The 24,515-nt window shown below is 53.8% G+C and carries 21 protein-coding genes; 2 read left to right on the top strand and 19 right to left on the bottom strand.

The features are described from left to right. Positions 1-2 precede the first annotated feature (2 nt). From B5E84_RS11710 to B5E84_RS11680, 7 genes are all read right to left on the bottom strand, one after another. Entirely contained in the window at positions 3-569 is a 567-nt protein-coding gene (locus B5E84_RS11710) for a flavin reductase family protein (protein WP_087222939.1), read from the bottom strand. A 189-nt stretch (positions 570-758) separates the two neighbouring features. Next, positions 759-2,417, bottom strand: a complete 1,659-nt coding sequence (locus B5E84_RS11705) for a putative manganese-dependent inorganic diphosphatase (protein ID WP_087222937.1) — start codon at positions 2,415-2,417, stop codon at positions 759-761. Positions 2,418-2,861: 444 nt separating this feature from the next. Next, positions 2,862-3,806, bottom strand: a complete 945-nt coding sequence (locus tag B5E84_RS11700; RefSeq protein WP_087222935.1) for an ROK family glucokinase — start codon at positions 3,804-3,806, stop codon at positions 2,862-2,864. Between the two features lie 31 nt (positions 3,807-3,837). Then, positions 3,838-5,097: a DUF5711 family protein gene (locus B5E84_RS11695; RefSeq protein WP_087222933.1), complete on the bottom strand. Its 1,260-nt coding sequence runs from the start codon at positions 5,095-5,097 to the stop codon at positions 3,838-3,840. Between the two features lie 79 nt (positions 5,098-5,176). After that, the gene (locus tag B5E84_RS11690; RefSeq protein ID WP_087222932.1) at positions 5,177-6,781 is read right to left on the bottom strand and encodes a LysM peptidoglycan-binding domain-containing protein; all 1,605 of its coding nucleotides are present in this window, start codon (positions 6,779-6,781) and stop codon (positions 5,177-5,179) included. A gap of 61 nt (positions 6,782-6,842) precedes the next feature. Further along, positions 6,843-7,442, bottom strand: coding sequence for a spore protease YyaC (gene yyaC / locus B5E84_RS11685; protein ID WP_087222930.1), 600 nt, complete (start codon positions 7,440-7,442; stop codon positions 6,843-6,845). 152 nt (positions 7,443-7,594) lie between these two features. After that, positions 7,595-8,692: a hypothetical protein gene (locus B5E84_RS11680; protein ID WP_087222928.1), complete on the bottom strand. Its 1,098-nt coding sequence runs from the start codon at positions 8,690-8,692 to the stop codon at positions 7,595-7,597. Positions 8,693-8,856: 164 nt separating this feature from the next. Between B5E84_RS11680 and B5E84_RS11675 the strand changes: the two genes are divergently transcribed. Together B5E84_RS11675 and B5E84_RS11670 are read left to right on the top strand one after the other, a co-directional pair. Continuing rightward, positions 8,857-9,123, top strand: coding sequence for a hypothetical protein (locus B5E84_RS11675; protein ID WP_087222926.1), 267 nt, complete (start codon positions 8,857-8,859; stop codon positions 9,121-9,123). A 74-nt stretch (positions 9,124-9,197) separates the two neighbouring features. After that, positions 9,198-10,115 (top strand): ketopantoate reductase family protein, encoded by a 918-nt coding sequence (locus B5E84_RS11670; protein ID WP_087222924.1) that lies wholly within the window; start codon positions 9,198-9,200, stop codon positions 10,113-10,115. Between the two features lie 103 nt (positions 10,116-10,218). Here the strand turns inward: B5E84_RS11670 and B5E84_RS11665 are convergent, their stop codons facing one another. The 12 genes from B5E84_RS11665 to B5E84_RS11610 all read right to left on the bottom strand — a co-directional run bounded on the left by B5E84_RS11665 (position 10,219) and on the right by B5E84_RS11610 (position 24,309). Then, the gene (locus B5E84_RS11665) at positions 10,219-12,078 is read right to left on the bottom strand and encodes an AAA family ATPase (protein WP_087222922.1); all 1,860 of its coding nucleotides are present in this window, start codon (positions 12,076-12,078) and stop codon (positions 10,219-10,221) included. Between the two features lie 159 nt (positions 12,079-12,237). Continuing rightward, the gene (locus B5E84_RS11660) at positions 12,238-13,491 is read right to left on the bottom strand and encodes a diaminopimelate decarboxylase family protein (protein ID WP_087223029.1); all 1,254 of its coding nucleotides are present in this window, start codon (positions 13,489-13,491) and stop codon (positions 12,238-12,240) included. A 209-nt stretch (positions 13,492-13,700) separates the two neighbouring features. Beyond that, positions 13,701-14,348 carry a lactate utilization protein gene (locus B5E84_RS11655; RefSeq protein ID WP_087222920.1) on the bottom strand — a complete coding sequence of 216 codons (648 nt, stop codon included), beginning with the start codon at positions 14,346-14,348 and terminating at the stop codon, positions 13,701-13,703. Positions 14,349-14,366: 18 nt separating this feature from the next. After that, a complete protein-coding gene (locus B5E84_RS11650) occupies positions 14,367-15,314 on the bottom strand; it encodes a carbohydrate kinase family protein (protein WP_162612857.1) in 948 nt (315 codons plus the stop codon). Between the two features lie 16 nt (positions 15,315-15,330). Beyond that, a complete protein-coding gene (locus tag B5E84_RS11645; protein ID WP_087222916.1) occupies positions 15,331-16,005 on the bottom strand; it encodes a phosphoribosylanthranilate isomerase in 675 nt (224 codons plus the stop codon). Between the two features lie 97 nt (positions 16,006-16,102). Further along, entirely contained in the window at positions 16,103-17,071 is a 969-nt protein-coding gene (locus B5E84_RS11640; protein ID WP_087222914.1) for a nucleoside hydrolase, read from the bottom strand. Between the two features lie 27 nt (positions 17,072-17,098). Then, complete coding sequence (locus B5E84_RS11635) at positions 17,099-18,031, bottom strand: ABC transporter permease (protein WP_087222912.1); 933 nt, start codon at positions 18,029-18,031, stop codon at positions 17,099-17,101. 1 nt (position 18,032) lies between these two features. Then, positions 18,033-19,163: an ABC transporter permease gene (locus B5E84_RS11630; RefSeq protein ID WP_087222910.1), complete on the bottom strand. Its 1,131-nt coding sequence runs from the start codon at positions 19,161-19,163 to the stop codon at positions 18,033-18,035. Beyond that, a complete protein-coding gene (locus B5E84_RS11625; RefSeq protein ID WP_087222908.1) occupies positions 19,160-20,710 on the bottom strand; it encodes an ABC transporter ATP-binding protein in 1,551 nt (516 codons plus the stop codon). The genes B5E84_RS11630 and B5E84_RS11625 overlap by 4 nt, the downstream gene beginning before the upstream one ends. A gap of 104 nt (positions 20,711-20,814) precedes the next feature. Next, a complete protein-coding gene (locus B5E84_RS11620) occupies positions 20,815-21,954 on the bottom strand; it encodes a BMP family ABC transporter substrate-binding protein (RefSeq protein ID WP_087222906.1) in 1,140 nt (379 codons plus the stop codon). A 40-nt stretch (positions 21,955-21,994) separates the two neighbouring features. Next, entirely contained in the window at positions 21,995-23,377 is a 1,383-nt protein-coding gene (locus B5E84_RS11615; protein WP_087222904.1) for an MATE family efflux transporter, read from the bottom strand. After that, positions 23,374-24,309, bottom strand: coding sequence for a nucleoside hydrolase (locus tag B5E84_RS11610; RefSeq protein WP_087222903.1), 936 nt, complete (start codon positions 24,307-24,309; stop codon positions 23,374-23,376). The genes B5E84_RS11615 and B5E84_RS11610 overlap by 4 nt, the downstream gene beginning before the upstream one ends. Between the last annotated feature and the right edge of the window lie 206 nt (positions 24,310-24,515).

The following is a 24,515-nucleotide window of genomic DNA, read 5'->3' as shown; positions in this document are numbered from 1 at the left end:
TCCTACCTCTTTTTCCGGACAGAATAGCCAAATTTCCCGATGGCCTTTCCAAGCTCCCGGTATTCCCCGTGGGAGTAGGCGATCAGCCCCGTGCTGTTCAGCTCAAACTTTCCGTTTTCCTTCATATAAGCCTCGTCCACATCCACGGCCAGCACCTTCGCCAGGAACATATCGTGGGACCCCAGACGCTTGACCTCTGTCACCTGGCACTCGATGTTCACCGGGCACTCCCGGATGATGGGAACGGAGACCTTTGACGCCTTCTCCGGCGTCAGCCCCGTGGCTTTCCATTTATCCTCATCCCGGCCAGATCTCACTCCGCAGTAATCGGTGGCGAACGCGGTGGCCTTCGTGGTCAGGTTGATCACAAATTCCCCGGTTTCCTCGATCATATGGTGAGAATAGCGCTCCGGCTTGATGGAAACGTAGGCCATGGGCGGATCGGAGCAGATCGTCCCGGTCCATGCCACAGTGATAATATTGGTATTTCCCGCCTTGTCAGCCACGGTCACCATGGCGGCCGGCACTGGATAAACCATATTTCCCGGTTTCCAAACTTGTCTTGCCATGCCAGTCCTCCTCTATAAGTTTTTTTGATGTTTCACTGCTTATTTATTGCACAGCTTATATAATAACAAAAAATGAGGGTGATGTACACCCTCATTCCAAATTCTGTCATAAATCCGGTAACCGTCCTGCTATCCCCTTTATAATTTGACAGATTTTACAGTACCGGCCAACATTTCTGCCTCCTGCCGTCAATTCTGAACTGCCAGCATAATGGCGGGAATCAGCTGCTTTTTCCGGGATACCACGCCCGGCAGATGGATCACCGTCTCGTAATTTTCGTCCTTCGTCCCGCGAAGCGCCGCCTCGATCATCTGGTCAGACCCCTGGCCCTCGCAGATCAAGTCCGTAGATTCGGTGAGAATGTTGGTGAGCATGAAGAACAGCATATCCACGCCTTTTTCCTCCCGCTCTTTTCTGGCGTAAGGAATCAGACGTCCTTTCAGCTCCTCCAGCTCCTCCTCGTTGACAGAGCTGATCTGGCCCACGCCAAAGGTCTTTTTCCCGGCGGCGAAACGCTTGAAATCCTGGTAGAAGATCTCCGCCTCCGTCTTTCCCTTCAGGTCGCTGGCCGCCGCGAACATCTCTCCGGCATACTTTTCGATCTGGATACCAGCTAACTCCGCCAGCTCCAGGGCCGCCTGCTTGTCCACCGCCGTGCAGGTGGGAGAACGGAACAGCAGCGTATCGGAAATAATGGCGCTGCACAGAATCCCCGCGATCTCCTTCTCCACCGGAACCCCGGCCTCGCGATACATCTGGTACACAATCGTACCGGTGCAGCCCAGCGGCTGATTTCGGAAGAACACCGGGGAAATGGTTTCGATGGTGCCCAGCTTGTGGTGGTCGATGATCTCCAGGATCTCCGCGTTCTCCACGCCGTCCACCGCCTGGGTCCTCTCGTTGTGATCCACTAAAATCACCTGTTTTCCCTTGGCTCCCAACAGGTTCCGGCGGGAAATCATGCCGCAGTATTTTCCATCCTTATCCAGAATCGGGAAATCTCTGTGGCGCTTGCTGGCCATCACGTCCCGGATGTCGTCGATATAGTCGTCCCGCTCAAAGGTGATCAGGTTCTCCGTCTTCATAAAATAGCTGATGGGAATACTCTGGTTGATCAGCCTGGCCGCCGTGAAGGCGTCGTAAGGCGTAGTCATCACCGTGCAGCCCCGCTCCTGGGCCAGTTTCCGGATGGTCATGGAAACGGCAGCTCCCTCGCAGACGATAATGCAGTCTGCCTCCATCTCAATGGCGCAGAGCTGGGACTCATAGCGGTTTCCAAGGATCACCAGGTCGTGGGGCTGGATGTAATACTCCATCATATCCGGGTTGGCCGCCGCGATCAGCACCTTTCCTTCCCGGAAATACTCCTGCTCGTCCCCGATAATGATCAGTCCCTCCAGGGTCTCCACGATGTTGGCGTACTGGGTGTTCGCCTTGGAAAGAATGCTGCTGTCATACACATTCATGTAGGATTTTGCAATGTCTCCTACAGTGATCAGCCCTTCCAGCACTCCGTCCCCGGTGACCACCGGAAGGGTCACCACTCCGGCCTCCTGCATCAGGTTCCAGCCGTTCTTTAAGGACATATTCCTGTTTACTCCCGGCATTTTGCGGATCTCGATGTCCTTTACCTGGGTACGCACATCCTTGATGAGCTCCGGCTCCGAAACTCCGAAATAATCCAGCACAAACTTCGTCTCCCGGCTCACGCTCCCGGCCCGTCCAGGCACGTACCGGCCGCCGGTTACCGCCCGCTTTAAGTTGGCGTATCCGATGGCGGAGCATATGGAATCGGTGTCCGGATTCTTGTGGCCAATGACGATCGTCCGCCTCTCCTTCTGTTCCATTTCTGTACCTCCTATACCTCTATGTTTCATAATCTATTAACACAGAGTTCATATTTTGTTCACATTTGTTTTTTATACTATTTGCATAGAAATCAAATAAATAATTTCAGAAATATAGATAAAGTGCACATAGATTTTTCATAATTGCCCCGGTTGCCTCTAACGCCGGGGTCTCCTCATGTCTGGGGCTGACTGTCTAAAAAAGTGTGCGCTTGGCGCACACTCGCGCCGGAACGTGGAGTGCGCAGGCAGCGATTTCCCGCCGCGCAAAAGACTTCTCTGACAATAGCATTTATGGCATAGGGCGTCTGCGGCATAAGGCACGCCATTTCCCCTATGACCATAAAGATAAGTCAAATATTTCTCCTGCCGGGGCAGGAGCGCTCCATCGCGGATCCGCGCCGGGGCGCTCCTGTTTTCCTGCTTGATTCCTATTTATTCCCGTCACTCCAGAATCAGTTTCGCCGCTCCGAAGATGCCGGCGTCATTTCCCAGCTTTGCCAGGCTGATGATTCCCTTATTCTCAGATACCGGAGAGTAGAGCTTATAATATTTGTCCACAATATCCGTCAGGTAGGTGCCCGCCCTGGACACGCCACCGCCGATTACGAAACACTCCGGATCAATGGTCAGAGCCACGTGGGACAGTACCAGGCCCAGATAGCGGGCTGCCTTCTCCACGACCTCCGCCGCCATCTCATCCCCGGCTTTCGCCGCGTCCAGCACATCCTTTGCCGTCACCTGGTCGCCGAACTGGCGCATGGCGGACGGTTTATCCGACGCGGCCATGGCCCTTCTGGCCTCTCTGGCGATTCCCGTGGCAGAGGCTACCTGCTCCAGACAGCCCTGTCCGCCGCAGTTGCAGTATTCCTTTTCCTCGTCGCGCACGTGCATATGGCCGATCTCTCCGCCCAGGCCGTGGCGTCCCGCCCAGATCTTTCCATACAGGATCACGCCGCCGCCGACGCCCGTTCCCAGGGTCACCATGAGAACGTCGCTGTAGCCTTTTCCGCCGCCCTGCCACATCTCGCCCAGGGCCGCCACATTGGCGTCATTTCCGCTGGCCACCTTCATACCGCCTAAGAGGGCGCTCAACTCCTTCGCCGGGTTCATGTCTCTCCAGCCCAGGTTTACACAGACCTCCACATAGCCGTCCGGCAGCACCGGGCCGGGAAGTCCCATGCCGGCTCCCAGCACATCTTCTTCCTGAATGCCGTTCTCCGCCAGTTTTGCTTTCACGGACTCCGCAATATCTCCCAAAATATAGGCGCCGCCGTTCTCCTTGCGGGTGGGAATCTCCCATTTTTCCACCAGAACGCCGCTCTCCTCAAAAATTCCCAGTTTTACCGTCGTTCCTCCAATATCAATCCCCACACATTTTTTTGACATATCAATGCCTCCCTCTCTTTTCTTTTGATTATCACTGAAGCCTGATTTCCTTCATCACCTGCGGTCCCGTCACGATCACGGACGTGCCGCTGCGGCCCTGGTTCATCTTCGTAATCTCCATTCCCAATCTGCCGGAATACTTCAGGCTGCCGCCAGTGCTGTAAATCAGACACGCTTCCTCGTTATAAAGTATCACCATGTCCTCGGAAATGTCCACTTGTTTATACTGGAAATTAAACTCCTGCTGAAACACCTCGTCCCCGTTTACCCTGTAAAGCTGGAGGCGGTACGGGTTTTCACCGCCGGAGGTCCGCAGGATAATCCCAGCGTACTCCTCTGAATAAAACACGGTCTCGATGGTCTCGTCCACGTCCACCTGGGCAGTGAGCTCCACAGCCGCCTGGTTCTTGGCGGAGAAAAAGCGGATTCCCCTGTCTGTAAACGCCAGAGCGTGGGTACTGTCGGGATAGACGACTCTGGCGGCGATGGTTTCCGCGAACTCGTCGTCAAAACCGCCCACCAGGTGTTTCTGGTTTTTTCCAATCTCGGAAAAGTCATAGAATACCACCCGGTTTTTCAGCTCTCCGCCGTCCACCCGCATATAGGACGCGATGGTCTGGTTCCCGTCCGGAGAAAGGGCGATGTCCAGAGGATAGCCGTCTCCGGACAGTACCGCCTTGATGGACAGGTCTATGGAGCTGCCGTCCCGGTTATAATACTGGATATAGCTGGCCGCGGAGTCCTCCAGCACCGACGCCGCGATGCCCGTCTGAGAAACCGCAGCCTTGATAATGGGAAGAACGGTAGACGCCTGTCCCAATACTCCGTTTACGTCACAGATAAACAGGGTGTTGCCCTGGCGGTCTGCCACTACGGCGTAATCCCCGTTGACACATGCGGACGGGTTTTTCATCTCGTAGCTCTGCATCCACACCGTTTTCCCCTGGCTGTCGATGTAGGACATTCCGTCCTTGGTGTATTTCAGCACGTTGGTGCCAAAGCTTTCATAGCCAACGGTGCCGCCTTCCTCGATGGGCACTTCCCACACCACCCGGTAATCCATAAACTGGCGCTCCAGAAAATAGTACCTGGCTCCCAGCCCCAAGCCTGCCGCCAGAACGGCTAAAATGAGGAGTTTTAAGAAAATGTGTTTCTTCTTTTTCCTGCCGCCCATACCGCCCCCGGCGGCGGCCTCCTCCTGGATGGCCTGGGCCTGGCCCGGAGTAGAAATCATCTGCCTTTTCAGTTCTCTCTTTTTCCGTTCCCGGTTCATGGAACTCATATCGCTCATACTGCGCTGTCTCCTGAAATGGTTGTTTTTCGCATAACAACAGTATACAACATTTCCAAAAGAAACGCATTACCTTTTTCTACGGAAGAATCAATTTCTGACCCGCCTTAATCTTGTTTACGTCCTCCAGGCCGTTCAGGCGGCAGATCTCGTCCACCCGTTTCAGATTGTGATATTTCTCCAGGCAGATGCCGTAAAGGGTCTCCCCTTCCTGAACCACGTGAGTGCTGGCAGACGCCAGCTGTTCACCGATGGCCGTCATCTGCTCGTCCGCCTCCTCCAATGAGGGGATGTCCGCCTCCGGGAGAGCGGAGGCAGGGACGCTGTCCTCTGATCTTCCGGAATCCGCGGATGGGGCGGAATTGGCGGACGAAGTTCCCGCGGCGGGAGAAAGGGCAGAATCCGCACCGGCGGATGAATCAAGCGCAGCCGTATCTGAGGATCCGGCGGCTGCCGTTTTGGAAGATCCGTCTCCGGACGCCCGGTTCTCGCCTGTGCCGGAGGTTCCGGCAGCCTGGTTTGCGGTGTCCGCGCCGGTTTCCGCCGGTTTTACAGTTCCGGTGCCGGAGGTATTTGTCTTGGCCCCGGTTTCTCCGGTTCCATTTCCAGTACCTCCGGCTCCGGCGGAGGTTCCAACGATTTCGGTTCCATGTCCGGCGTTCCCGGCTCCGGCAGTTCCGGCATCGGCCGCGCCGCTGCCAGACTCACTGCCTTCCGGCTCCGTTCCGGCCCAGACGGTTTCTGATCCATTTTCGGATAATATTTCCCCGCCATTGGCTTCATTTCCGGCTGTCAGGCTCTCTCCCGTTTCCCCTTCCATGGTCTCCGGGAGCACCGTCGTCCCGGTCTCCAGCACCAGCTCCGGCTCCCCGCCCAGCCCATAGTCCTCCAACAGGCTGGAGCCCGCCGGCAGCACTGACACCAGCACGCTCTCCATCTCCTTCATTTTCCCATAGTTATTGAACATGACAATGCCGCCGGCAAGCACCGCCACGGACAGTGCCCCGCAGATGCCTCCCAGCACATTCACCGTACTCCTTCTGTCCTCTGCCTCCTCCTTTCTCTCCTCCATCTTTCTCCTAAAATCCCGGATCACCGTATCATTTACTCCGGCGTCCACCCGCTTGACGTCCTTCCTGGAGATCATATAGTCCTGCATCATCTGATTCCGCTCATAGTAGATGCTGTAGCCCCGTAGCTTATAAAAACCGTCCTCCGACGCTATGTAAAGGGCCTCCTCTCCTTCCAGCCCGGAATTCAGATACATAATCATGTTTTTTCCCGGAAAATGCTTGCTGTGGATTTTCCAGTAATTGAGAGGGCTCAGCTGGCTCCCCGGCGCGCCGCAGAGAAACCATCCCTGGACATTCCGTTTCGGGAACATTTCCTCCATATCCCGGTACGCCTTCTTCCACGCCTGGTCCGTCAGCTCCACCTTCTCACCGCCGCAGGACACGCCTTCCATCTCCAGCGCCCCGTCTATGAAAATGCAGGGAGCGCCTTCGTCTTCCTCCGTACTGCCTAATAAAAGGCCGCACCGCAGGTCTTCGCCTCCTGCCGGATACAGCCTTCTTAAGTACGTATTCACATAATCTTCCACATATAATTTTACAATCTGGTCCCTCTCTCCGATCTGCCGGATATTTTTCGGCAGCTTGGGATAGGGGTTATAAAGTTCTCCCATGTGTTTCACCCCGCTATCATTTAATCTCATAAATGATAGCACAGGCCCCACGAAAAACTTGTCAAACGGACGCGGCCCTGTCCCATAACTTTTCGACAAAATAAATGCTTTCGCTGATGCAGTCCGCCAGGCGCATCACCACCGACAGCCGGATGCTCTGGAGCATAAGGGGATCGTGGCTGCCGCAGCTGCCCACAATGCCTGTGATAAATAAGTCCCCTACCTCTCTTAGCTCCTTGCTCACCCCCAGCCCAGGCTTTAACGGCCCTTTTCCCAGGGTGATGTAGCCCACGTGCTCCGCGTTTCCCACGGACGCGTCCACCGCCACCGTCAAATACCCGGGATAGCGGGATTTCACCACTTTTAAATACTCCTCCAGATTCATGGCATGGACCGGCTTTTCCAGGGTTCCCACCACCTTGGCATTGCGCATCCGCCGCTCCTTTAGCTTGTAGCCAATGAGCGGGCCCAGGCTGTCCCCCGTAGACCGGTCCGTCCCGATGCAGAGAAAGAGCACGCCTTTCCATTTTCCGCTCTCCATCTCTCCGCCCACCATGTTGTAGAGCTGCAAAGCGAAATTTTCGATTTCCCGTTCCTTTCTCGCGTCGTAATAATATATTTCACGGCCCCCGCAGAGCCGGATCCGTTCCAAGAATTTCATACCATCCCGCCTGTAATGTTTTCTTATGCCAATGCTGAAATCCCCGGGTCAAAACTCCTCCCGCAGGCAGGCCTGCATGGGATTTCCACCGTTTGCCACTGGCATCTTATACTCTATTATAGGCATGGATGATTCTCTTTATGCACGGACAATCACTGCTGGGCCTTCGGCGCCTTTGCCGCCTCCATGGCCTCGCTGATATTGGCCGCCCGGCCGCTGCGGATGATCTCCATCAGCTCTCCGATCTTCATGGGATCCATGTATTCCTTTCCCAGATAACCGGCGTATTTGCTGGTGACCTCCAGATTCTTTTCCTTGATCTCCGCCTCCGTCTCCGTGATGGACTGACGGATGTCCCGGTAGCTGGCCGCCAGCTCGTCGATCCGCGGCTTGGCCCCCGACAGAATTTCATCGGAAATGATGGTCTTTGTCACCTGCTCAAAGGAATTTAACGCCTCCTGTTTCTGGGCGGCGATGTTCTGAATCTCCTGCTCTAAACGGGAGATCTCATCGTCGTACTTCTCCAGGTCATACATTTTCTCATTTTTGTCCCGCTGGATGGTCCTGGTGATCACATGGATTTTCTTGCGGTTGGCGCGGATGTGATCCCGCATTACCCGAGCCTCTTTTAAGGTCTCCATATGGCGGACCTTCGTCCGGTTCATCAGCAGTACGTAAATGCCGCCGAATATGAGGACCGCCAGGAAATAAATCCCCACCAGATGGAGCGGCTGCCTTTTGGGAACCAGCATATAAGCTCCGTAGGGAATGGCCAGAAAGCACAGGAAAATCGTGACCAGAAACATCAGGATTTCCTTGAAATGCCTGGGAAAAAACAGGGCGAAATACCAGCTGGTATTGCAGTACGCCGGAATGTGTTTCTGCTTAAACAGCGTCCTGATTTTCTCCTTCACGTCCCGGTTCTCATCCCGCAGATCCGCCGTCTCCTCAGCGATCCGCTCTCTCATTCCCTGGTTTTTGGCTTTCTCCCGTTTCACCCGGGCCTTTTTCAGCTTGTCCTCTGCCTTGTCCATTTCCGCTTCATAGCTGGAGGAAATGGCCTCGCGGCGCTTGCGGACCGTGGTGTTGATGGTTTCCTCCACCGTCCTTTTTTCCACCTCCAGGGTTTTGCCCACTTTGATCTCGTCGATTTTCAGCTGCTTTTCCCGATCCTTTACCACGCCCAGCTCCTCCAGAGCTGTCCTGGCCTCAATGAGAAAAGCGATCTGGTCCGTCGTCTGCTGTCCCATATCCGGTTCCTCCTTCGTACTGCCCTATGGTAATAGATTACTACAAATAAGCCTCTTTCACAAGGGGCAGGCCGCAATTTTGCCCTTGCCAAAAGAAACCTGTTTCCTGTATACTGAAAGCATTGACAAACGATTAACGTACATGGGAAAAGGGAGGTGAAAATATGTTCCGAATGTGGGGAAAAATATGGAAGGACAACCGTCTGGTCCGCGATACCGTGGCCTGTCAGACCGACTATTCCCTGTCCAGGACACAGATGGTTTTCCAATCCCTCGACGAGATCTGCTACACCTTCGACCTGGGCAAGCCGATCTGGCTGGACGCAAACATCCACGATTTCCAGCTGCACGACAAGACCAGATTCAGCCAGGATAATTTCATCGAGCACATTGACTTTGACTATCTGGAAATCCACGTTATTGAAGAATAAATTTATTTTATTTGAATTCTTTAAATAATATAGAAAATTTAGATAAACGGTAAAGTTTTGAGGGGAGGAACAGTATGGACATAAGAAAAATTTCCATTGTGGGAACGGGAACCCTGGGATTTATGTACGGCCAGTTTTTAAACAGCCGTCTTCCGGAAGGAAGTGTCCGTTTCGTTGCCGGCGAAAGCGTAATCGAGACTTACAAAAACGCGGACATCACCTGCAACGGGGAGCCCTGCCGTTTCACCTTCATTCCCTTTGGGACCGTAGGCCCCGCTGATCTGGTCATCTTCGCCATGAGATTCTGCGAACTGGACAATGTCATCCGCCGCATCGGCAGCCAGGTGGGGAAAAATACGGTCATCCTCTCTTTTATCAACGGCATCACCAGCCAGGACCTGCTCAGCCGGGCTTTTGGAAACGGGCGGGTGCTGCTCTGCACCGTTCAGGGCACCGACGTCTCCCGTTCCGGCTCCCAGATCCGATACAATAACATGGGCGTGATGAACATTGGCACGAACGACGGGCTGCCGTCTGATTTTATGCGCGCCCTCACCGCCTTTTTCGACAGCATGGAGTTTCCCTACCGCTGTCATCCGGATATGAAAAAGAATCTCTGGGAGCGCCTGGTTTTCAATACCGGCATCTGCCAGGCTGTGGCCGTCTACGAAACGGATTTTGACGGCGTAAAACGGGAAGGCGAGCCGCGGCAGATCATGATCAGCGCCATGAAGGAGGCCGTGCAGGTGGGCCAGGCCGAGGGCGTTCCCGTGAACGATCAGACCATCACCGACTGGCTCACTCTGATTAACGGTCTGGACGGCATCGGTATCTCCTCCATGCGCCGAGACCTCCGCGCCGGCCGCCCCACCGAAGTAGAACTCTTTTCCGGCACCATCCGCGCCCTGGGCCAAAAACACGGCATTCCCACCCCTACCAATGATTTTCTGTATGAGAGGATTAAGGAGATGGAACTGCGGGAGGGGGAGTAGGGGGAGAAGGAGTTTCCTTACAGAGTACAATCAATAAATCATCCAGCACTATTTTCTCAGTATTAAGAAGACGGTGCTGGATTTTAATTTGTAAAGAATTAAGTCACCGATCCCTATCCCAATGATCTCCCGCCACCTGCACCCGTTTTCCGCAAAATGCGACTCCCATCCGCAGAACCGTCTTCACGCCGCGGCTTTTCATCTCCACATCATAGCCGCGGTCGCCGATCTGGCGGAGCGCCTCGCGGGAAAGCTTGGAAAGCTGTTTTTCATCCATTCCCTTTCCTGCCTTTAATTCCATGAGGATTCCCGGCAGATCGTTTTCCTTCGGCATTAGCTGAATATCAAAGCGTCCGTCCCCCGATTCCCTGTTTGACGTCACATAATAACGGTTATCCATCACCGCGCAAAGCCCCAAAACCAATCCGTGATAAAAGCTTTCACTGGATGCGTCGTTATAGCTGATTGTCTGAACCAAAAATGCCTGCAGTGCCTTCTGAATCTGCTCCCCATCTCTGGAATAGAGCGCCTCCTGGATTGCCAGCGCTGATGAAGGAGATATAACTTTTTCAATTTTCCTGAGAATCTCCCTGCTGTAAACAAAAAAGATTTCCTGATTTGGCAGAGATACCTCACATATATAATCTCCGGAAAACTGCTGTTTTATCTTCTCTGCCTTCAAATACCCTGTCACCAAAAGAAAGCTGTAGATCGAACCTGGATTCTGCCGGATCTGAGGATAAATTACACTTGTGTCAATATGGGCGAAAACTCGTTCCCCATTCATCAGAGAATATAGCTGTTCCACTGTCTCCCTGTCTGCGTCCAGTAAAATATCCCCAATGATCTCGTTACTTCCGGTAGAGACCCAAAATGCCTGCGGACGGCAGTCATTGTTGAAATACCCGATTACCGACCAGGGATTGAAAATGTCCGTATTTCCAAAACGGTAGCCATCGTACCACCTGCCGATTTCCTCATAGTGGTCTGAAACCTGGTAATACTCCGCCATGCCGCGCACCTCCTCCTTTGTAAATCCAAAGTAGGAGCTGTACCTGTCATCCATAATAGAATTGACCTTCAGGTTATTCATGCCACTGAAAATGCTCTCCTTCGCCACCCGCAAAATCCCAGTGAGAACCCCAAAAGACAGATGAGGATTATCCTTAAACCCTCCTGAAAATAAGTTTCTCATAAAAAGGATGACATCCTCATAATATCCATAAACGTACCCTTGCTGAATTGGCGTGTCATATTCATCAATCATCAAAAGAGGAGCAATTCCGTGATGGTGGTCAAGCATCTGAGACAGCATGGCGAGAGCCATGGAAAGTTCCACCTCTGTGGCTGTTCCATTTACTACACGTTCATAATATCCCCGCTCATAGGAATTACATTTCTCACTGCCCTCCAGCTCTCTGTGCCGGGCAAATTCATCGCGCAGAATCGCGCAAACTGCCTCCAGCGTCTGATTCCATTCCCTAAATTTCACATCCTTAAAACTTATAAATATCACGGGATATTTCCCCTGGAAACTGCGATAATACTCCCCGCATTTCCAGATCTTTTTGTCCTTAAAATAAACAGACGTATCCCTATCCGTTTTCTCAAAGAAAACCTTCAGCATATCCATGTTCAGGGTTTTTCCAAACCTGCGGGGCCTGGTAAACAGCGATACCTTCGGCCTTTCATCCAAAAAATCCCGGATCAGCAGCGTCTTATCCACGTAGTAATACTCCGCAGACGCCTCCTTGAAATCGGAAACCCCAATGGGAAGGGGCCGCCTCCGCTCCCGCTCCGCAAGCCTTTTATCCGCTGGTTTTTCCGCTCCTTCCGGAATCATCCAGCTGCGCCCAACCCTGTAAACTCCTGGAATCCTTCCTTCTTTGCACAAAACAGCAATCCGCCGTTCCGATATTCCCCACAGCTCTGCCGCCTCCCGACAGGTCATATCGCCAGACATTTTCCTACGCCCCCTTCCTTTATACGATTACAATACCTTTATTATATGCTTTTATTCGAATAATATCAACTCACCATTTATTCGAATAACATCCTTTTTTCCATTTCACTGTCTTTTTCCATTCAAAATTCCCTTAAAAATTTGATTTTCTTTCGGTATTCACCAAACCGGCATCTCTCTCACCGCCACCTCCCCACTCTCCCTCAAAAACACCTCCGCCGGCCTCTCCTGCGAAGAAAACTGCGCAGGGGACAGCACCGCTCCATAGCTTCCGGCGTTGGTAAAGATCACCACATCCCCGACGTCCAGCCGTGGCATCGTCACATTCTCCGCTGCCACATCTGCCGCCGTGCACAGATTCCCCACCAGCGTCACCGTCTCCTTCTCCGCCCCGTCCTCTTTCAGCGTCCGAATCTCAAACGCGTCCCCGCTGGTAAACAGCGGCTCACAGGGCGCCGGACAGCCGTTGGCCGCGCCGCCATAGCTGCACACCAGCCGCGCCAGAGACGGCCTTATAAATCCATTCAGCGTATTTTTCAGAATCAGATAGGTTTTCCCGCAGGAAACCTTCCGGTCCATTACCTTCGTGACGTAAATCCCGCTTTTTCCCACAGCATACCGCCCCACCTCAATTAAAATCCTGGTATGGGGATTTTCCCGGCGAAACCGAGCAAACAGTTCTTCCGCCCGGCCTGCCAGCCCTTCCACGTCCAGAGGACGGTCCGACGGCCCGTAGGGAATCCCGATTCCCGAACCCAGATTGATGTATTCCAGGGGAGAACCGGCGGCGGCCTGCACCCGCTTTGCCAGGGCTATCATATTTTCATAATACCCCGCCAGCACATCTCCGTTTAACTCCTGGCTCCGCAAATGCACGTGGATTCCTGTGATCCTCACCCTGCCGTCTCCGTCGCCGCGGGAGAAAAGCTCATAGACCTGTGCCTCGTCAATCCCGAACTTCGACGGATGGCTGTTTCCGTCGTAAAAAGAAAACTCCGGATTGATGCGGATTCCAATATTTACAGAGATCCCCAGCTCCTCCGCCACGCTCCAGATCCGCTGAACTTCACCGACACTGTCCGCGATAAGCGTACATTCAGAAATGGACTGCCGGATGTCCTCCATGCTCTTTCCTGGAGCCGAATAAAAAATGTGCTCTTTTTCCAGCCCCCATTTCCTGGCCATCCGCACCTCCCCAAGACTGGCGGCGTCCGCCCCAAATCCCTGGGAAAATACGCATTTCACCACCTCCGGATTGGAATTGCATTTGATGGAATACAGAAATTCCGTCCGCGGAAAGCTCTTTTTCAGCCGCCCCGTATACTCCGCGATTCCCCGCTCCTCATACAGATAAAAGCTGTTATACTTTTTCGCCTGCTCCAAAATCACATCCTTCATATCTCTCAGATCCATGTCCTGTCCCCCTTTTCCATGGCAGATTTCTTCTCCAGCCCCCATTCCCGCCGGTTTTTGCCGGAACAACCGCCAAAATCATCTTTTTACTCCCCCTCAAACCTTCCATCCAAAACCATCCACAAAAATCCAAAACCATCCGCAAAAGAAACGCGGAGGCCAAAGCACCCGTCTCTCCGTGCTCTGCCTCCGCGCCTATTTCCCATTCTTTAATACCCCAGTTCTTCTCCCACCAGAATCAGTTTCATCCTGCCGTTCTGCCGGGATTTTCTGGTAATTACAAACTCACAGCACATGGAGTCCGGCGTGAAACAGTTTCCGCACCGCCCCAGGTTGCTGCAGGCCGTATTCCGCCCGCCGGCCACCGCCAGCACCGGGCAGACCTCGTTCTGAATCCGGTCGATGGCCGTCTGAACGTCCGGGGAAATCTTATTGATGCCGGCGATGATCACCACCTGTTTCGGTCCGTAAATCATGCGGGAAAGCCTGGTTCCTGCCCCGTCGATATTTACCAGCTCGCCGTTTTCCGTGATTCCGTTGGTGCTCATAAAGAAATAGTCCGCCCCTACGGAATCCTGATAGATCTTCGCCGATAACTCCGGGTCCCCGTTGGCCTCATCCATGTCAAACAGACGGCAGCCTTTTTCCCGCAGGGCATCAAACAGCCCCAGCTGTTTTAATGTCACGGAACCGCCCCATCCGGCTGACGCTCCGTCCGGCACCAGCTCCGTGACCAGTTTCAGGGCCTCCTCCTTGGTCTGGCAGTAAAAGCCCTCTATGTTCCGTTTCTTCAGTCCCCCAATGATGGTTTTTGCTTTTTCCCGCCTTGTCTCCAGCTCCTCATATCCTATGCCCATCCGTTTCAAGCCCCCTTTTTACACTCTTTTAAGCCATTTTTCTGTTTTCTCTGGTATCTCAAGATGTCCTTTGTGGCTTATCATGTAACCGGCCATTTCGTTGGCAAACTTTACACTCTCCACCGTGGAAAGCCCGTGATTTTCAGCGCACAGAAACGCCCCGTTAAAGGTGTCCCCGGCCCCCACCGTGCTCACCACCGGTACATCGGCGGTTTCCACTGCCGTCACGTCCCCGTTTTCAAAAATCAGGACCGGTTTCTTCCCGTCCCTGGCGATCACACGCCGGCCATCCACAGCCAGAGCTGCCGCCGCCTCCTTCAGTTCTTCTTTTCCGGTGAGCGGCCCAAACTCCTCTATGCCGGAGCCCATCACCACATCCGCCAGACCGATCATCTGCTGATAGTACCAGCGCCGTTCCTGGTTCAGGCCGTAGGTCTCGATCCTGGTGTTTAAGTCAAACACAAACCGGGAGCTTGTGCGCTCCTTCATCTGCCTGATAAAAGACAGCACCGCGCCCATGCTCTTTCCGTCGTTGTTTAACGACATTCCGCCGGTAAACAGCAGCCATTCTCCGTGGAAAAGCCGCGGATCAAAGCTTTCCTCTGTAAATGTGGGATACCCGCCGCCTGGAGGGATCCAGGGAAACATGGTCCGCTCTCCGTCTTCCTCCAGCACGGCAATGCACACCATGGCCCCTCGCTCCCCCACACGTGAAAAGGACATATCCACCCCATGACCTTCCATTTCCCGCTTTAAAAAATCTCCGATCCTGTCTCCGCACAGATCTGTGACAAAGACCGGACGCTCTCCCAGCTTTCCGAGCACCACCGCCGTGTTTCCCGCAGTCCCCCCGGACCGCAGTTCCACCTCACAGCTTTCGATGACCCCTTCCCGGATCCGGGACAGCTTTCGTTTCGTCTCTCCATAGGGGATGATGAGATCCGCACATAAATCCCCTATGCACAAGATCCTTCTCATATTCCTACAATTCTACCGCCATGGCTCTGCGGCAGAATTCTCTCACCTTGTCCAGGTCTTTTCTCACCAGGACTCCGTTTTCCTTTACGCTGGTCTTCGTCAGGGAATCCACACCCGCCGGACGTACCGCGCGGATGGCGTCCTCCACGTTGTCCGGGCCCAGGCCTCCGGCTAAGATCACCGGCACGTCCACCGCCTCCACGATGGCCCGGTCGATGCTCCAGTCGTGGGTAACCCCCGCGGCTCCCACGCCCGGCACCGTTTTGGAAACGCTGTCCAGAATCAGCAGGTCAGCATACTCTGCCTTCTGTTTCGCGTCCTCCACAGCGCTATCATCCTCGATTCCCACAGCCTCCATGAGCAGAACCTCCGGGATCTCCTCCCGCATCCGCTCCCGGAAAGCCGCGTTTCCTGTGAAATTGGCGCAGAGGTGAAGCACATCCGGCCGAAGCCGTTTCGTCTGCTCTAAAATATCCCTCTCATTGTCCGCCACGGAAATCAGCACCCGCACGGCTTTTCCCTTCAGTGCCTCAAATATTCTCCCGGCCTCGTCCTCGTGGATCGCGCAGGGAAACTTTCCGCCGGGCGTTCCCACCAGAACACCCACGCGGTCCGCTCCCGCCTCCACGCAGCCCAATGCCTCCTCTACCGTCTGTATGGAATAGATCTGCGTAAACATTATCCGCCCTCCTGTCGCGGCGCCAAACCGCCGCTGCTGTCAATTCCGTGCCCAAGCGCGTCACGCCCGGCACTTGTCTTCCGCTCTCCGAACTGTCTTACTCCCCGTAGGACGCGATGGTGCCAAACAGCACTTCCCGGAACCGTTTCTCATCAAATTCCAGGGCCACATCCACATTGGGAACCAGATCCGACTTGTCATACTGTTTCTCATGGGCAATGTCCATCTTCGGATCCTTGCCCATATACTCTCTCCAGTCACACAGGGTCATGCCTCTGGTAAACTCGCCCTTCGTCTCCACATCCACGTGCACCTTCGCGCTCTTTGTGATAATGTGATCGTCCACCATCCAGGAGACGGCACAGGCGTCACAGAGTCCCGTCCGGCCATCCTGACCGGCAGTAAAGGACAGAATCTCCGCCGCGAAGTCAGCCACCGGATTGCCCATGGCCTTTAAGGTCTTTACGTCCTCAAAGGTCATATGATTCTGTCTCGTCACGTTCAGTCCCACCATGCGGATGGGAATGCCGGACTCAAACACGATTTTCGCCGCCTCCGGATCCACGTAAATATTAAACTCCGCCGCCGGCGTGGTATTTCCGCAGAACGCGGCCCCGCCCATGCAGAGGATCTCCGGGATCCTGGTCTTTAACTGCGGCTCCTTTAAGATCGCCTGGGCCACATTGGTCAGCGGCCCTAAGGTGATCAGGGAAATGTCGTCGTGATTCATAAAAGTGTCGATGAGGTAATCCACGCCGTGCTGCTTTTCCAGCTGTTTCTTCGGCTCCTCAATCGCTACGGTGCCAAGTCCGCCGCTGCCGTGAACCTCTGTGGCACGTACCAGCTTGTTAAGCATCGGCATATCATAACCGGCGTAGACGGGGATGTCCGGCCGTCCCGTGAGCTCCGTCATGTATCTGGCGTTTCTCTCCGTGTATTTCAGGCCGGTATTTCCGCCCACAGCCACGATTCCCTTTACGTCCAGATGCTTAATGCAGAGCATCAGGGCAAAACAGTCGTCAATGCCCGGATCGCAGTCAATCACCACTTTTTTCTTGTCAATCATTCCAAACCTCCTGCTATGCTGTCAGTATTATTTTCCGCCCCTCTGGATCTTCTTTAAGTGGCTCATGCGGATGGAGCTGATCACTACCAGGGCGATGATCGTCGCCGCGTAGGGGATCATATCCAGGAACTCTGTGGGGAAGGTTCCTCCCTGGCTCTTTAAGGTAGTAGCCAAAGCGTCAGAGAATCCAAAGAATACAGCCGCGATACCGGAGCCGATGGGGTTGCCCTCCGCGATGTTCATAGCGGAAAGTCCAATGTAACCACGGCCGTTTATCATGTTCTTCATAAAGAAACTTACCCAGCCCATGGACATGAACGCGCCGCCAAAGCCGCAGAGCACGCCGGCAATCAGGAAGGAGATATAGCCGATCTTTTTTACATTGATACCTACAGAGGACGCCGCCTGGGGATTCTCTCCCACAGCCCTCATTCTCAGTCCCAGCCTGGTCTTATAGAGGAAGAACCACACCAGGAAAATGCTGATAAAGGAAAAATACGTCAAAACATTGTGTCCGGAAACCATCGGCCCGATTAACGGGATCTTGTCGATCAGCGGGATGGTGATGGACGGCAGCGTATACGCCTTGATGGCCGCGGACGTGGTCGCCTTCTCACCGGTAAGCAGGAACATGGCAAACACCGTTCCGCCCGTAGCCGCCAGGTTTACAGCGATACAGGTCAGATACAGGTCCGTCTGCCCGGAAATGTTGGCAAACGCGATGACCCAGCCTACGATCACGCCGATCACCACGGCGCCCACAAGGCCGATCCACACATTGTTCGTCGCTCCCGCGAACACCACGCCACCTAAGGCCGCGGAAAGCATCATGCCCTCAAGAGCCATGTTCAGCATACCGGCCTTTTTATTGATAACGGCCGCCAGAGCTGCGAAAATCAGGGGAGTTGACAGACGGAATACCGAAAATCCAAAATTTGCAAACCAATCTAATGTAAACATATTATTGCTCCTTTCCCTCGCCGTCCTCGGACATGAGCTCTTTTACTTCTTCCTTCTTGTCCTTGTCCAGTCCTTCTGCTGCCGCCTTGTAGATCATGTTCTTCTTGAATCTGCCCATGAACTCCTCCGCTGCCACCAGCAGGATAACGATACCCTGGATTACGGTGATGAACTCGATCGGAATATCTCCTCTGGAGTTTACCACGTCAGCTCCGATTCGGATGTAAGCCAACAGCAGGGCTGCCACCGGCACCAGGATCGGGTTTCTTCTTGCCAGAACGGCCACCATCAGGCCGTCAAAGCCGTGCTGGGTGCTGGCCACCCATTTGTAACGGTCATAGTTTCCCAGGATCTCGCAGGCGCCGCCCATTCCGGCTAACGCGCCGCCGATCAGCTGTGCGATCACGATGGTTCCCACCATGTTGATTCCGCAGGCCTTCGCAAACAGCGGGTTGCTGCCTACCACTCTCATCTTGTAGCCAAATACCATCTTGTAGAACAGGATAGCCACAGCGATCACCGCGATAATAGCGATAAAGAGGCCGGCCTGGATACGGAACTTTCCGAAGATATTCGGCAGTACCGCATTATCCGGAAGCGGGTAAGAACCCATGGATCCGATGGAGGGATCTCTCATCTGATATTTCAGCACCCAGATGGAAAGGAACACCAGGATGCTGTTGAGCATCAGGGATACCACGACGATGTTGGAGTTAAATTTTGCGTCCAGGAACGCCGGGATGGCGGTCACAACCACGCCGACCACAGCTCCCACAATCAAAAGCACCAGAATCATCAGCGGGAACGGAAGTCCCTCGCCCAGATTGATGGCCACTAAGGTCACAATACATCCGGAGAACATGAAAATGCCCTCGCCGGACAGGTTAAACTTATTTACCGCGTACATAAAGCAGAAACAAAGTCCTGTAAACGTAAACGGAATCGCCAGGTTGATGATACTTCCCACACGCCTTACGGATGAGAACGGCCCCAGCACGAACTGCTGGATAATGTAGATCGGGTCATCACTTATCAAAAACAGGGTTACCAGAGCGATCACATAGGCGATAGCCACCGCCACCAGAATCCGGACCAGCTCTACGGTCATTTCGATTTTTCTCGTTTTGTTCATAACAGCCCCTCCATTTCCTCAGCAGTCATGGTCTTAAGTCCGAGCATATACTCGCCAAGCTCTGCCTCCGATACCTCATTCGCCTTCGGGAATGCTGCCACTACCTTTCCTTTCCGGAATACCAGCAGTCTGTCCGAGCACTCCAGAACCTCGTTTAAGTCCGCGGAGATCAGAAGGGTCGCAGTGCCTTCCTCTCTGGACTTTTTCACGATGGTCTTACGGATCATCTCCGCCGCGCCTACGTCAATACCGCGGGTCGGCTGGTTCGCCAGAATGAAATTGGAGCCGGAGGTAAACTCTCTGGCCACAACCACCTTCTGAATGTTTCCGCCGGAAAGCATTCTCACCGGCTGGCTCTTGTCGTCGCAGGCGATCTCAAAATCCTTGATGTACTGGTCTACCAGATCATCAATGTATTTCTTCTTCATAAAGGGGCCGCTCTTGTACTCCTTTTTAAAGAAACGGTCTGCCATAATATTGTCACGGATGGACATATCTCCGGCACAGCCGTATTCCATACGGTCCTCGGGGATGTAGGCCATACCCATGCCACGGATGTCGTGGACGGTCTTGCCCTTGATGTCGTTTCCGTTTACCTCCACGGTTCCGGAGGAAAATCCGCTCATGCCGCTGAGCACGTCAGAGAGATCGCTCTGTCCATTTCCCTCAACTCCCGCGATTCCCACTACTTCGCCCTCGTGGATGTCAAAGGAAATGTCATCCAGCACGTGTTTTCCGGCCTCGTTGATCTTTACCAGGTTTTTGATGTGAACCACCGGTTTGCCGATGTTCGGGGCTTCCTTTTCAATCTTCAGAACAACGTCACGTCCCACCATCAGCCTGGAAATATCCGACTCATTCATATCCGCCAGATCATAGCTGCCCAGGCAGTAGCCGTGGCGCAGAACCGTTACTCTGGAGCAGATCCGCTTTACCTCCTCCAGCTTATGGGAAATGAAGATAATGGAGTGGCCGCTGTCTCTTAACAGGATCAGCTGCTCAAACAGTTCGTCCGTCTCCTGAGGCGTCAGCACAGCCGTCGGCTCGTCCATGATGATGATCTTCGCGCCCTTGATGAGCACCTTCATGATCTCTACCTTCTGCATCTGTCCCACGGACAGATCCGCCACTTTCATCTTCGGATCAATGTTGAAGTTATACTTGTCCGCTACCTCCTGGGTCATGGAAACGGCGGTATCAAAATCAAACAGCCCATTCTTCATGGGCTCAATACCTAAAACCACGTTCTCCGCTACTGTCAGGGACGGCACCAGCATAAAGTGCTGATGCACCATTCCGATTCCCTTCCCGATGGCGTCCAGTGTGTTTAAAATCTTTACCGGGGCCCCGTTCATGGTCACCTGGCCGCTCTGGGGCGCCTCCAGTCCAAACAGCACCTTCATAAGAGTGGTCTTTCCGGCACCATTCTCACCTACAAGAGCAAGGATCTCGCCTTCGTTCAGCCAGAACGTCACGTTCTTATTGGCTACGAATCCATTGTCGTATATCTTGGTGATGCCTTCCATTCTCAATACTTCCTGAGCCATACATTTTCCTCCTATGTTATATCAGCAGGCCCCACAGGAGAGGCCTGCTGATATAAAATTTATATGGTCTGCCGGCATTCCGGCTGATTTCCTGCTGCTTTCGATTACGGAGTTACGGAATCAAGCAGAGCCTGATACTCGGACTCATCAGCAAAATCATAATAGGACTTCACGTCGATCTCGCCGGCTGCGATCTTCTCGGCAGCCTCTGCCATCGCGTCTCTTACCTCCTGGGGAACGTTCTCCTGGAAGAACTCGTTGTCCACATAGCCAACCGCGTTGTCCGTAAGTCCAAGGCTGTTTACCTTGCCCCATACGTCCTCGCCAGCCTCTACCTGATCGAAGAACGCTACAAAGGAGTCGCCCACGTTCTTTAACATGGAGGTTAAGATTACGTCTGCCAGCTCCGGATTCTCGGAATCCTTGTAGTAGGTGTACTGATCGGAGTCAACGCCGATTGCCCAGGTTCCGTTCTCCTTGCAGGCCTCAAACAGTCCGGCGCCGGAGCCGCCTGCTACCTGATAGAATACGTCCGCTTTCTTATCTCTCGCCTGAGCCAGGCACAGCTCTTTCATCTTAGCCGGCTCGGTCCAGGAACCAACGGCTGCCTTTACAACCTTTACGCTGGGATCATAGTCCTGTACGCCATTGATAAATCCGGTTACGAAGTCAGAGATAACGGGGTTGTCCATACCTACGTTTACCGCTACCACGCCGGACTCGGTCATGCCTGCTGCCAGCTGGCCTACCAGATAGGAACCCTCGTTCTGAGCGTAGAAGATAAATGCCACGTTGTCCGGGATCTCGGACTCATCCATGGAGTCGTCGAAGATGATAAACTGGTTCTCCGGATACTCCTCTGCCAGTTTCAGCATAATGTCTCTGTAGGTGGAAGACGCTACAAGGTAGTGATAGCCCTCGTCGATGGCGTCTAACATGGTGTCCTCCCACTTGTCAGCCTTCGTCTCGTCGCCGGCCTCGATGGTCTTGCAGTCCCATCCGGCCTCTCTTAATTTCACCATTCCAGTCTCACCGGAGTCGTTGAAGGATTTGTCTCCCAGGTTTCCTACGATGTAGGCGATGCTCTTATTCACATCCCCTGCTGCGGCCTCCTCGCCGCCGTCTGCCTCTGCAGCGTTTCCATTGTCAGCTGCCGGCTCCTCAGAACCGCCGCCGCCGCAGGCTGCCAGTGAAAATGCCATCACTCCTGCCATTCCCAGTGCCATCAATTTTCTCAGTTTCATAATGTTTCCTCCTTTTATGAAATATTCATGCGTTTTATTATCAGGCCGAGGTGAGATTCCTGACCCATTTCATGGTACGGATCCTGAAGATACCCACCAGAGCCTCTAATACAATGTTAAATTTGATAATGGAGATCACCACGTAGGGCGACAGTCCCAGCACAAACGCGCTTAAGGATGCCAGCGGAATGGTAATCAGCCACATGGTAAAAATATCGGTGATGAACCCGGTCTTTCCGTCGCCTCCCGCCCGGAGCGTGGCGATCATTCCTGTCATCTCCATGCCGGAAAACGGCCAGATCATGGCAAAGATCACCATAAACCACCTGGCGTACTCCGCCGCGTCGGGAGTAAGGGTGTAAATGCTCACGAAAGCACTTCCCACAAGGAGCGTCATCACTCCCAGAACCGTTCCTCCTACGCAGCCGATGAGCACCATGGTGTAGGCCTCCTGGCGGATCTTGTCCTTTCCGGCACCCGCGCCGATGGTCTTTCCCATGGTAACGGAACAGGCGTGAAGGATTCCGTTCATCACGCAGGCCATGAGCTGGTACAGCACATTGGCCACGTTGTAGCCGGTTACGATCACCGTACTCATCTGCCCGGTGATGGAGCTTCCCGCAGTAGTTCCCGTGGACCATATCATCTCATGGGCCACAATAGGCGTTCCCACCCGCAGGAAATCCCGGCTTAACTTCTTATCTTTTCTCAGCATATCCCTGGGAACCAGCTTTAACCGCTTTTCCCTGCGGAAGATAAACCGGCAGAGGACACCAAGCTCTACCAGCCTGGCGATCACCGCCCCGCAGGCCGCGCCGCGGATCCCCAATTCCGGAAATCCGAACGCCCCAAAGATAAAACAATAGTCCAACACAATATTTAACGGATAGGAAATCGCGTTGGTGGTGAAGGAAACCTTCATCTCCTCGATTCCCCGGCAGCACGCGAACAGCATACTGCTCACCGCGCAGGGCAGATACATCAGTGCCGCGATCCGCAGATAGGACACGCCCAGAGCGATCAGCTCCGGATCACTGCTGTAAATCCGCATCACCTTGTCCGGCCAGATCATCACCACCGCCGCCACGGCAATGGCAAACACCGCGATATAGCGCACGCCCACGGCAAACAGCGTCCGGATGGAATCCAGATCCCGTTTCCCCCAATACTGGGAAATGAGCACGCAGCATCCCACCGCGAATCCATTGCAAACCGTGTAGAATACGAAAAAGATCTGCTGCGCCTGGGACACCGCCGACATCTGGATCTGGTCGATCTGTCCCAGCATAATGCTGTCCAGCGTATCCACGCTGACCCGCAGAAACTGCTGCAGAATGATGGGAAGGGCCAGGATCAGAATGTTCCTGTAAAAAGAACTCCTGGTCACAAATGCCGTCATCCGCTTTTCACTGGCGCCGTTCATGCCTTTCCGCAGCGTTTAATGCACTCCACCAGCCAGTCCTTGAAGATGTCCAGGGAAAGCTCCACAGCCACGGACGCGTTCGGTTTCTTTCCCATGCGGCCCCGCAGGTCTGTCACCGTATGTCCCGCGGTGTACTCCCCGCGGCACTCCACATCCAGAAACGTCTCCTTACAGGTGAGGCACTCCGGGATCACCGCCGCTGCCAGCGCCAGAGCGTCGTGCATCAGGGCGTCCTCGCCGCCTCCCTGGCAGCGCTTAAACATATATTCCAGAATATCAGCCGTCAGCACAGAGGCCTTGCTGCCGTACTCCCGCAGCTCCTTCTCCTCTTTCCGGCCAAGTACCGCCTTTTCCGTCACATCCAGCCCCACCATGGTCAGCGGGATTCCGGATTCCGTCACGATCTTCGCCGCCACCGGATCCACCCAGATATTAAACTCCGCGGTAGAAGTCACATTTCCGCCCTTTACAGCTCCGCCCATGAACCAGATATGCTTGATCTGCTCCTTCAGCTGGGGATACAGGCTGAGGGCGATGGCGATATTCGTCATCGGGCCTACTACTAAAAGCTCCAGCTCGCCGTTTTCCTCGGCCGCGATCCGGCGGATCACCTCCGGGGCCATATCCTTTGAAAATGAGGAGTGCTGCGCGTCCGGCAGATCCACATCCCCAAGGCCGGTTCTGCCGTGGGTCGTCCCATAATAATTCCCTCTGGGATAAAAAGGAAGTGTCGCACCTCTGCTCACCTCCACATCAATTCCCAGATACTCCATCAGATTCAGATTGTTCGCCGACGTGTATTCCTCGCGGACGTTTCCATTTACGGAAGTCACAGCCCGGACTTTGATCTCCGGACAGCCAAAAGCGGCCATCAGCGCGATCGCGTCATCCGTACCGGTGTCACAGTCGATAATAAATGGTCTCTGCGTCATCGTTTCCTCCTCGATCCGGTTTCAATGCCTTTGAATTTTCCATCAAAAAACATTTTCCGAAAATTATTTCCTTATACACAGAATATTACCTGAATTATTCACGACTTTGCCACGAATGTGGCTGAAAGCCACATAGTTACTGTATTTTAACTGAATATTGCTTTTCACCTATCAAGTGAATGAAAAAAGAGCATCCATTTGTGGTA

It is taken from the genome of Lachnoclostridium sp. An14, from assembly GCF_002160755.1.
GTDB lineage: Bacteria > Bacillota > Clostridia > Lachnospirales > Lachnospiraceae > Lachnoclostridium_A.
The sequence above is the reverse complement of the archived record's forward strand: the minus strand, read 5'-3'. Positions and strand labels throughout refer to the sequence as shown.

Bases quoted from the DNA above. Each gene is read 5' to 3' on its own strand.
- B5E84_RS11710 (WP_087222939.1), bottom strand. From the start codon at position 569: ATGGCAAGACAAGTTTGGAAACCGGGAAATATGGTTTATCCAGTGCCG.
- B5E84_RS11705 (WP_087222937.1), bottom strand. From the start codon at position 2,417: ATGGAACAGAAGGAGAGGCGGACGATCGTCATTGGCCACAAGAATCCG.
- B5E84_RS11700 (WP_087222935.1), bottom strand. From the start codon at position 3,806: ATGTCAAAAAAATGTGTGGGGATTGATATTGGAGGAACGACGGTAAAA.
- B5E84_RS11695 (WP_087222933.1), bottom strand. From the start codon at position 5,097: ATGAGCGATATGAGTTCCATGAACCGGGAACGGAAAAAGAGAGAACTG.
- B5E84_RS11690 (WP_087222932.1), bottom strand. From the start codon at position 6,781: ATGGGAGAACTTTATAACCCCTATCCCAAGCTGCCGAAAAATATCCGG.
- yyaC (WP_087222930.1), bottom strand. From the start codon at position 7,442: ATGAAATTCTTGGAACGGATCCGGCTCTGCGGGGGCCGTGAAATATAT.
- B5E84_RS11680 (WP_087222928.1), bottom strand. From the start codon at position 8,692: ATGGGACAGCAGACGACGGACCAGATCGCTTTTCTCATTGAGGCCAGG.
- B5E84_RS11675 (WP_087222926.1), top strand. From the start codon at position 8,857: ATGTTCCGAATGTGGGGAAAAATATGGAAGGACAACCGTCTGGTCCGC.
- B5E84_RS11670 (WP_087222924.1), top strand. From the start codon at position 9,198: ATGGACATAAGAAAAATTTCCATTGTGGGAACGGGAACCCTGGGATTT.
- B5E84_RS11665 (WP_087222922.1), bottom strand. From the start codon at position 12,078: ATGTCTGGCGATATGACCTGTCGGGAGGCGGCAGAGCTGTGGGGAATA.
- B5E84_RS11660 (WP_087223029.1), bottom strand. From the start codon at position 13,491: ATGGATCTGAGAGATATGAAGGATGTGATTTTGGAGCAGGCGAAAAAG.
- B5E84_RS11655 (WP_087222920.1), bottom strand. From the start codon at position 14,348: ATGGGCATAGGATATGAGGAGCTGGAGACAAGGCGGGAAAAAGCAAAA.
- B5E84_RS11645 (WP_087222916.1), bottom strand. From the start codon at position 16,005: ATGTTTACGCAGATCTATTCCATACAGACGGTAGAGGAGGCATTGGGC.
- B5E84_RS11640 (WP_087222914.1), bottom strand. From the start codon at position 17,071: ATGATTGACAAGAAAAAAGTGGTGATTGACTGCGATCCGGGCATTGAC.
- B5E84_RS11635 (WP_087222912.1), bottom strand. From the start codon at position 18,031: ATGTTTACATTAGATTGGTTTGCAAATTTTGGATTTTCGGTATTCCGT.
- B5E84_RS11630 (WP_087222910.1), bottom strand. From the start codon at position 19,163: ATGAACAAAACGAGAAAAATCGAAATGACCGTAGAGCTGGTCCGGATT.
- B5E84_RS11625 (WP_087222908.1), bottom strand. From the start codon at position 20,710: ATGGCTCAGGAAGTATTGAGAATGGAAGGCATCACCAAGATATACGAC.
- B5E84_RS11620 (WP_087222906.1), bottom strand. From the start codon at position 21,954: ATGAAACTGAGAAAATTGATGGCACTGGGAATGGCAGGAGTGATGGCA.
- B5E84_RS11615 (WP_087222904.1), bottom strand. From the start codon at position 23,377: ATGAACGGCGCCAGTGAAAAGCGGATGACGGCATTTGTGACCAGGAGT.
- B5E84_RS11610 (WP_087222903.1), bottom strand. From the start codon at position 24,309: ATGACGCAGAGACCATTTATTATCGACTGTGACACCGGTACGGATGAC.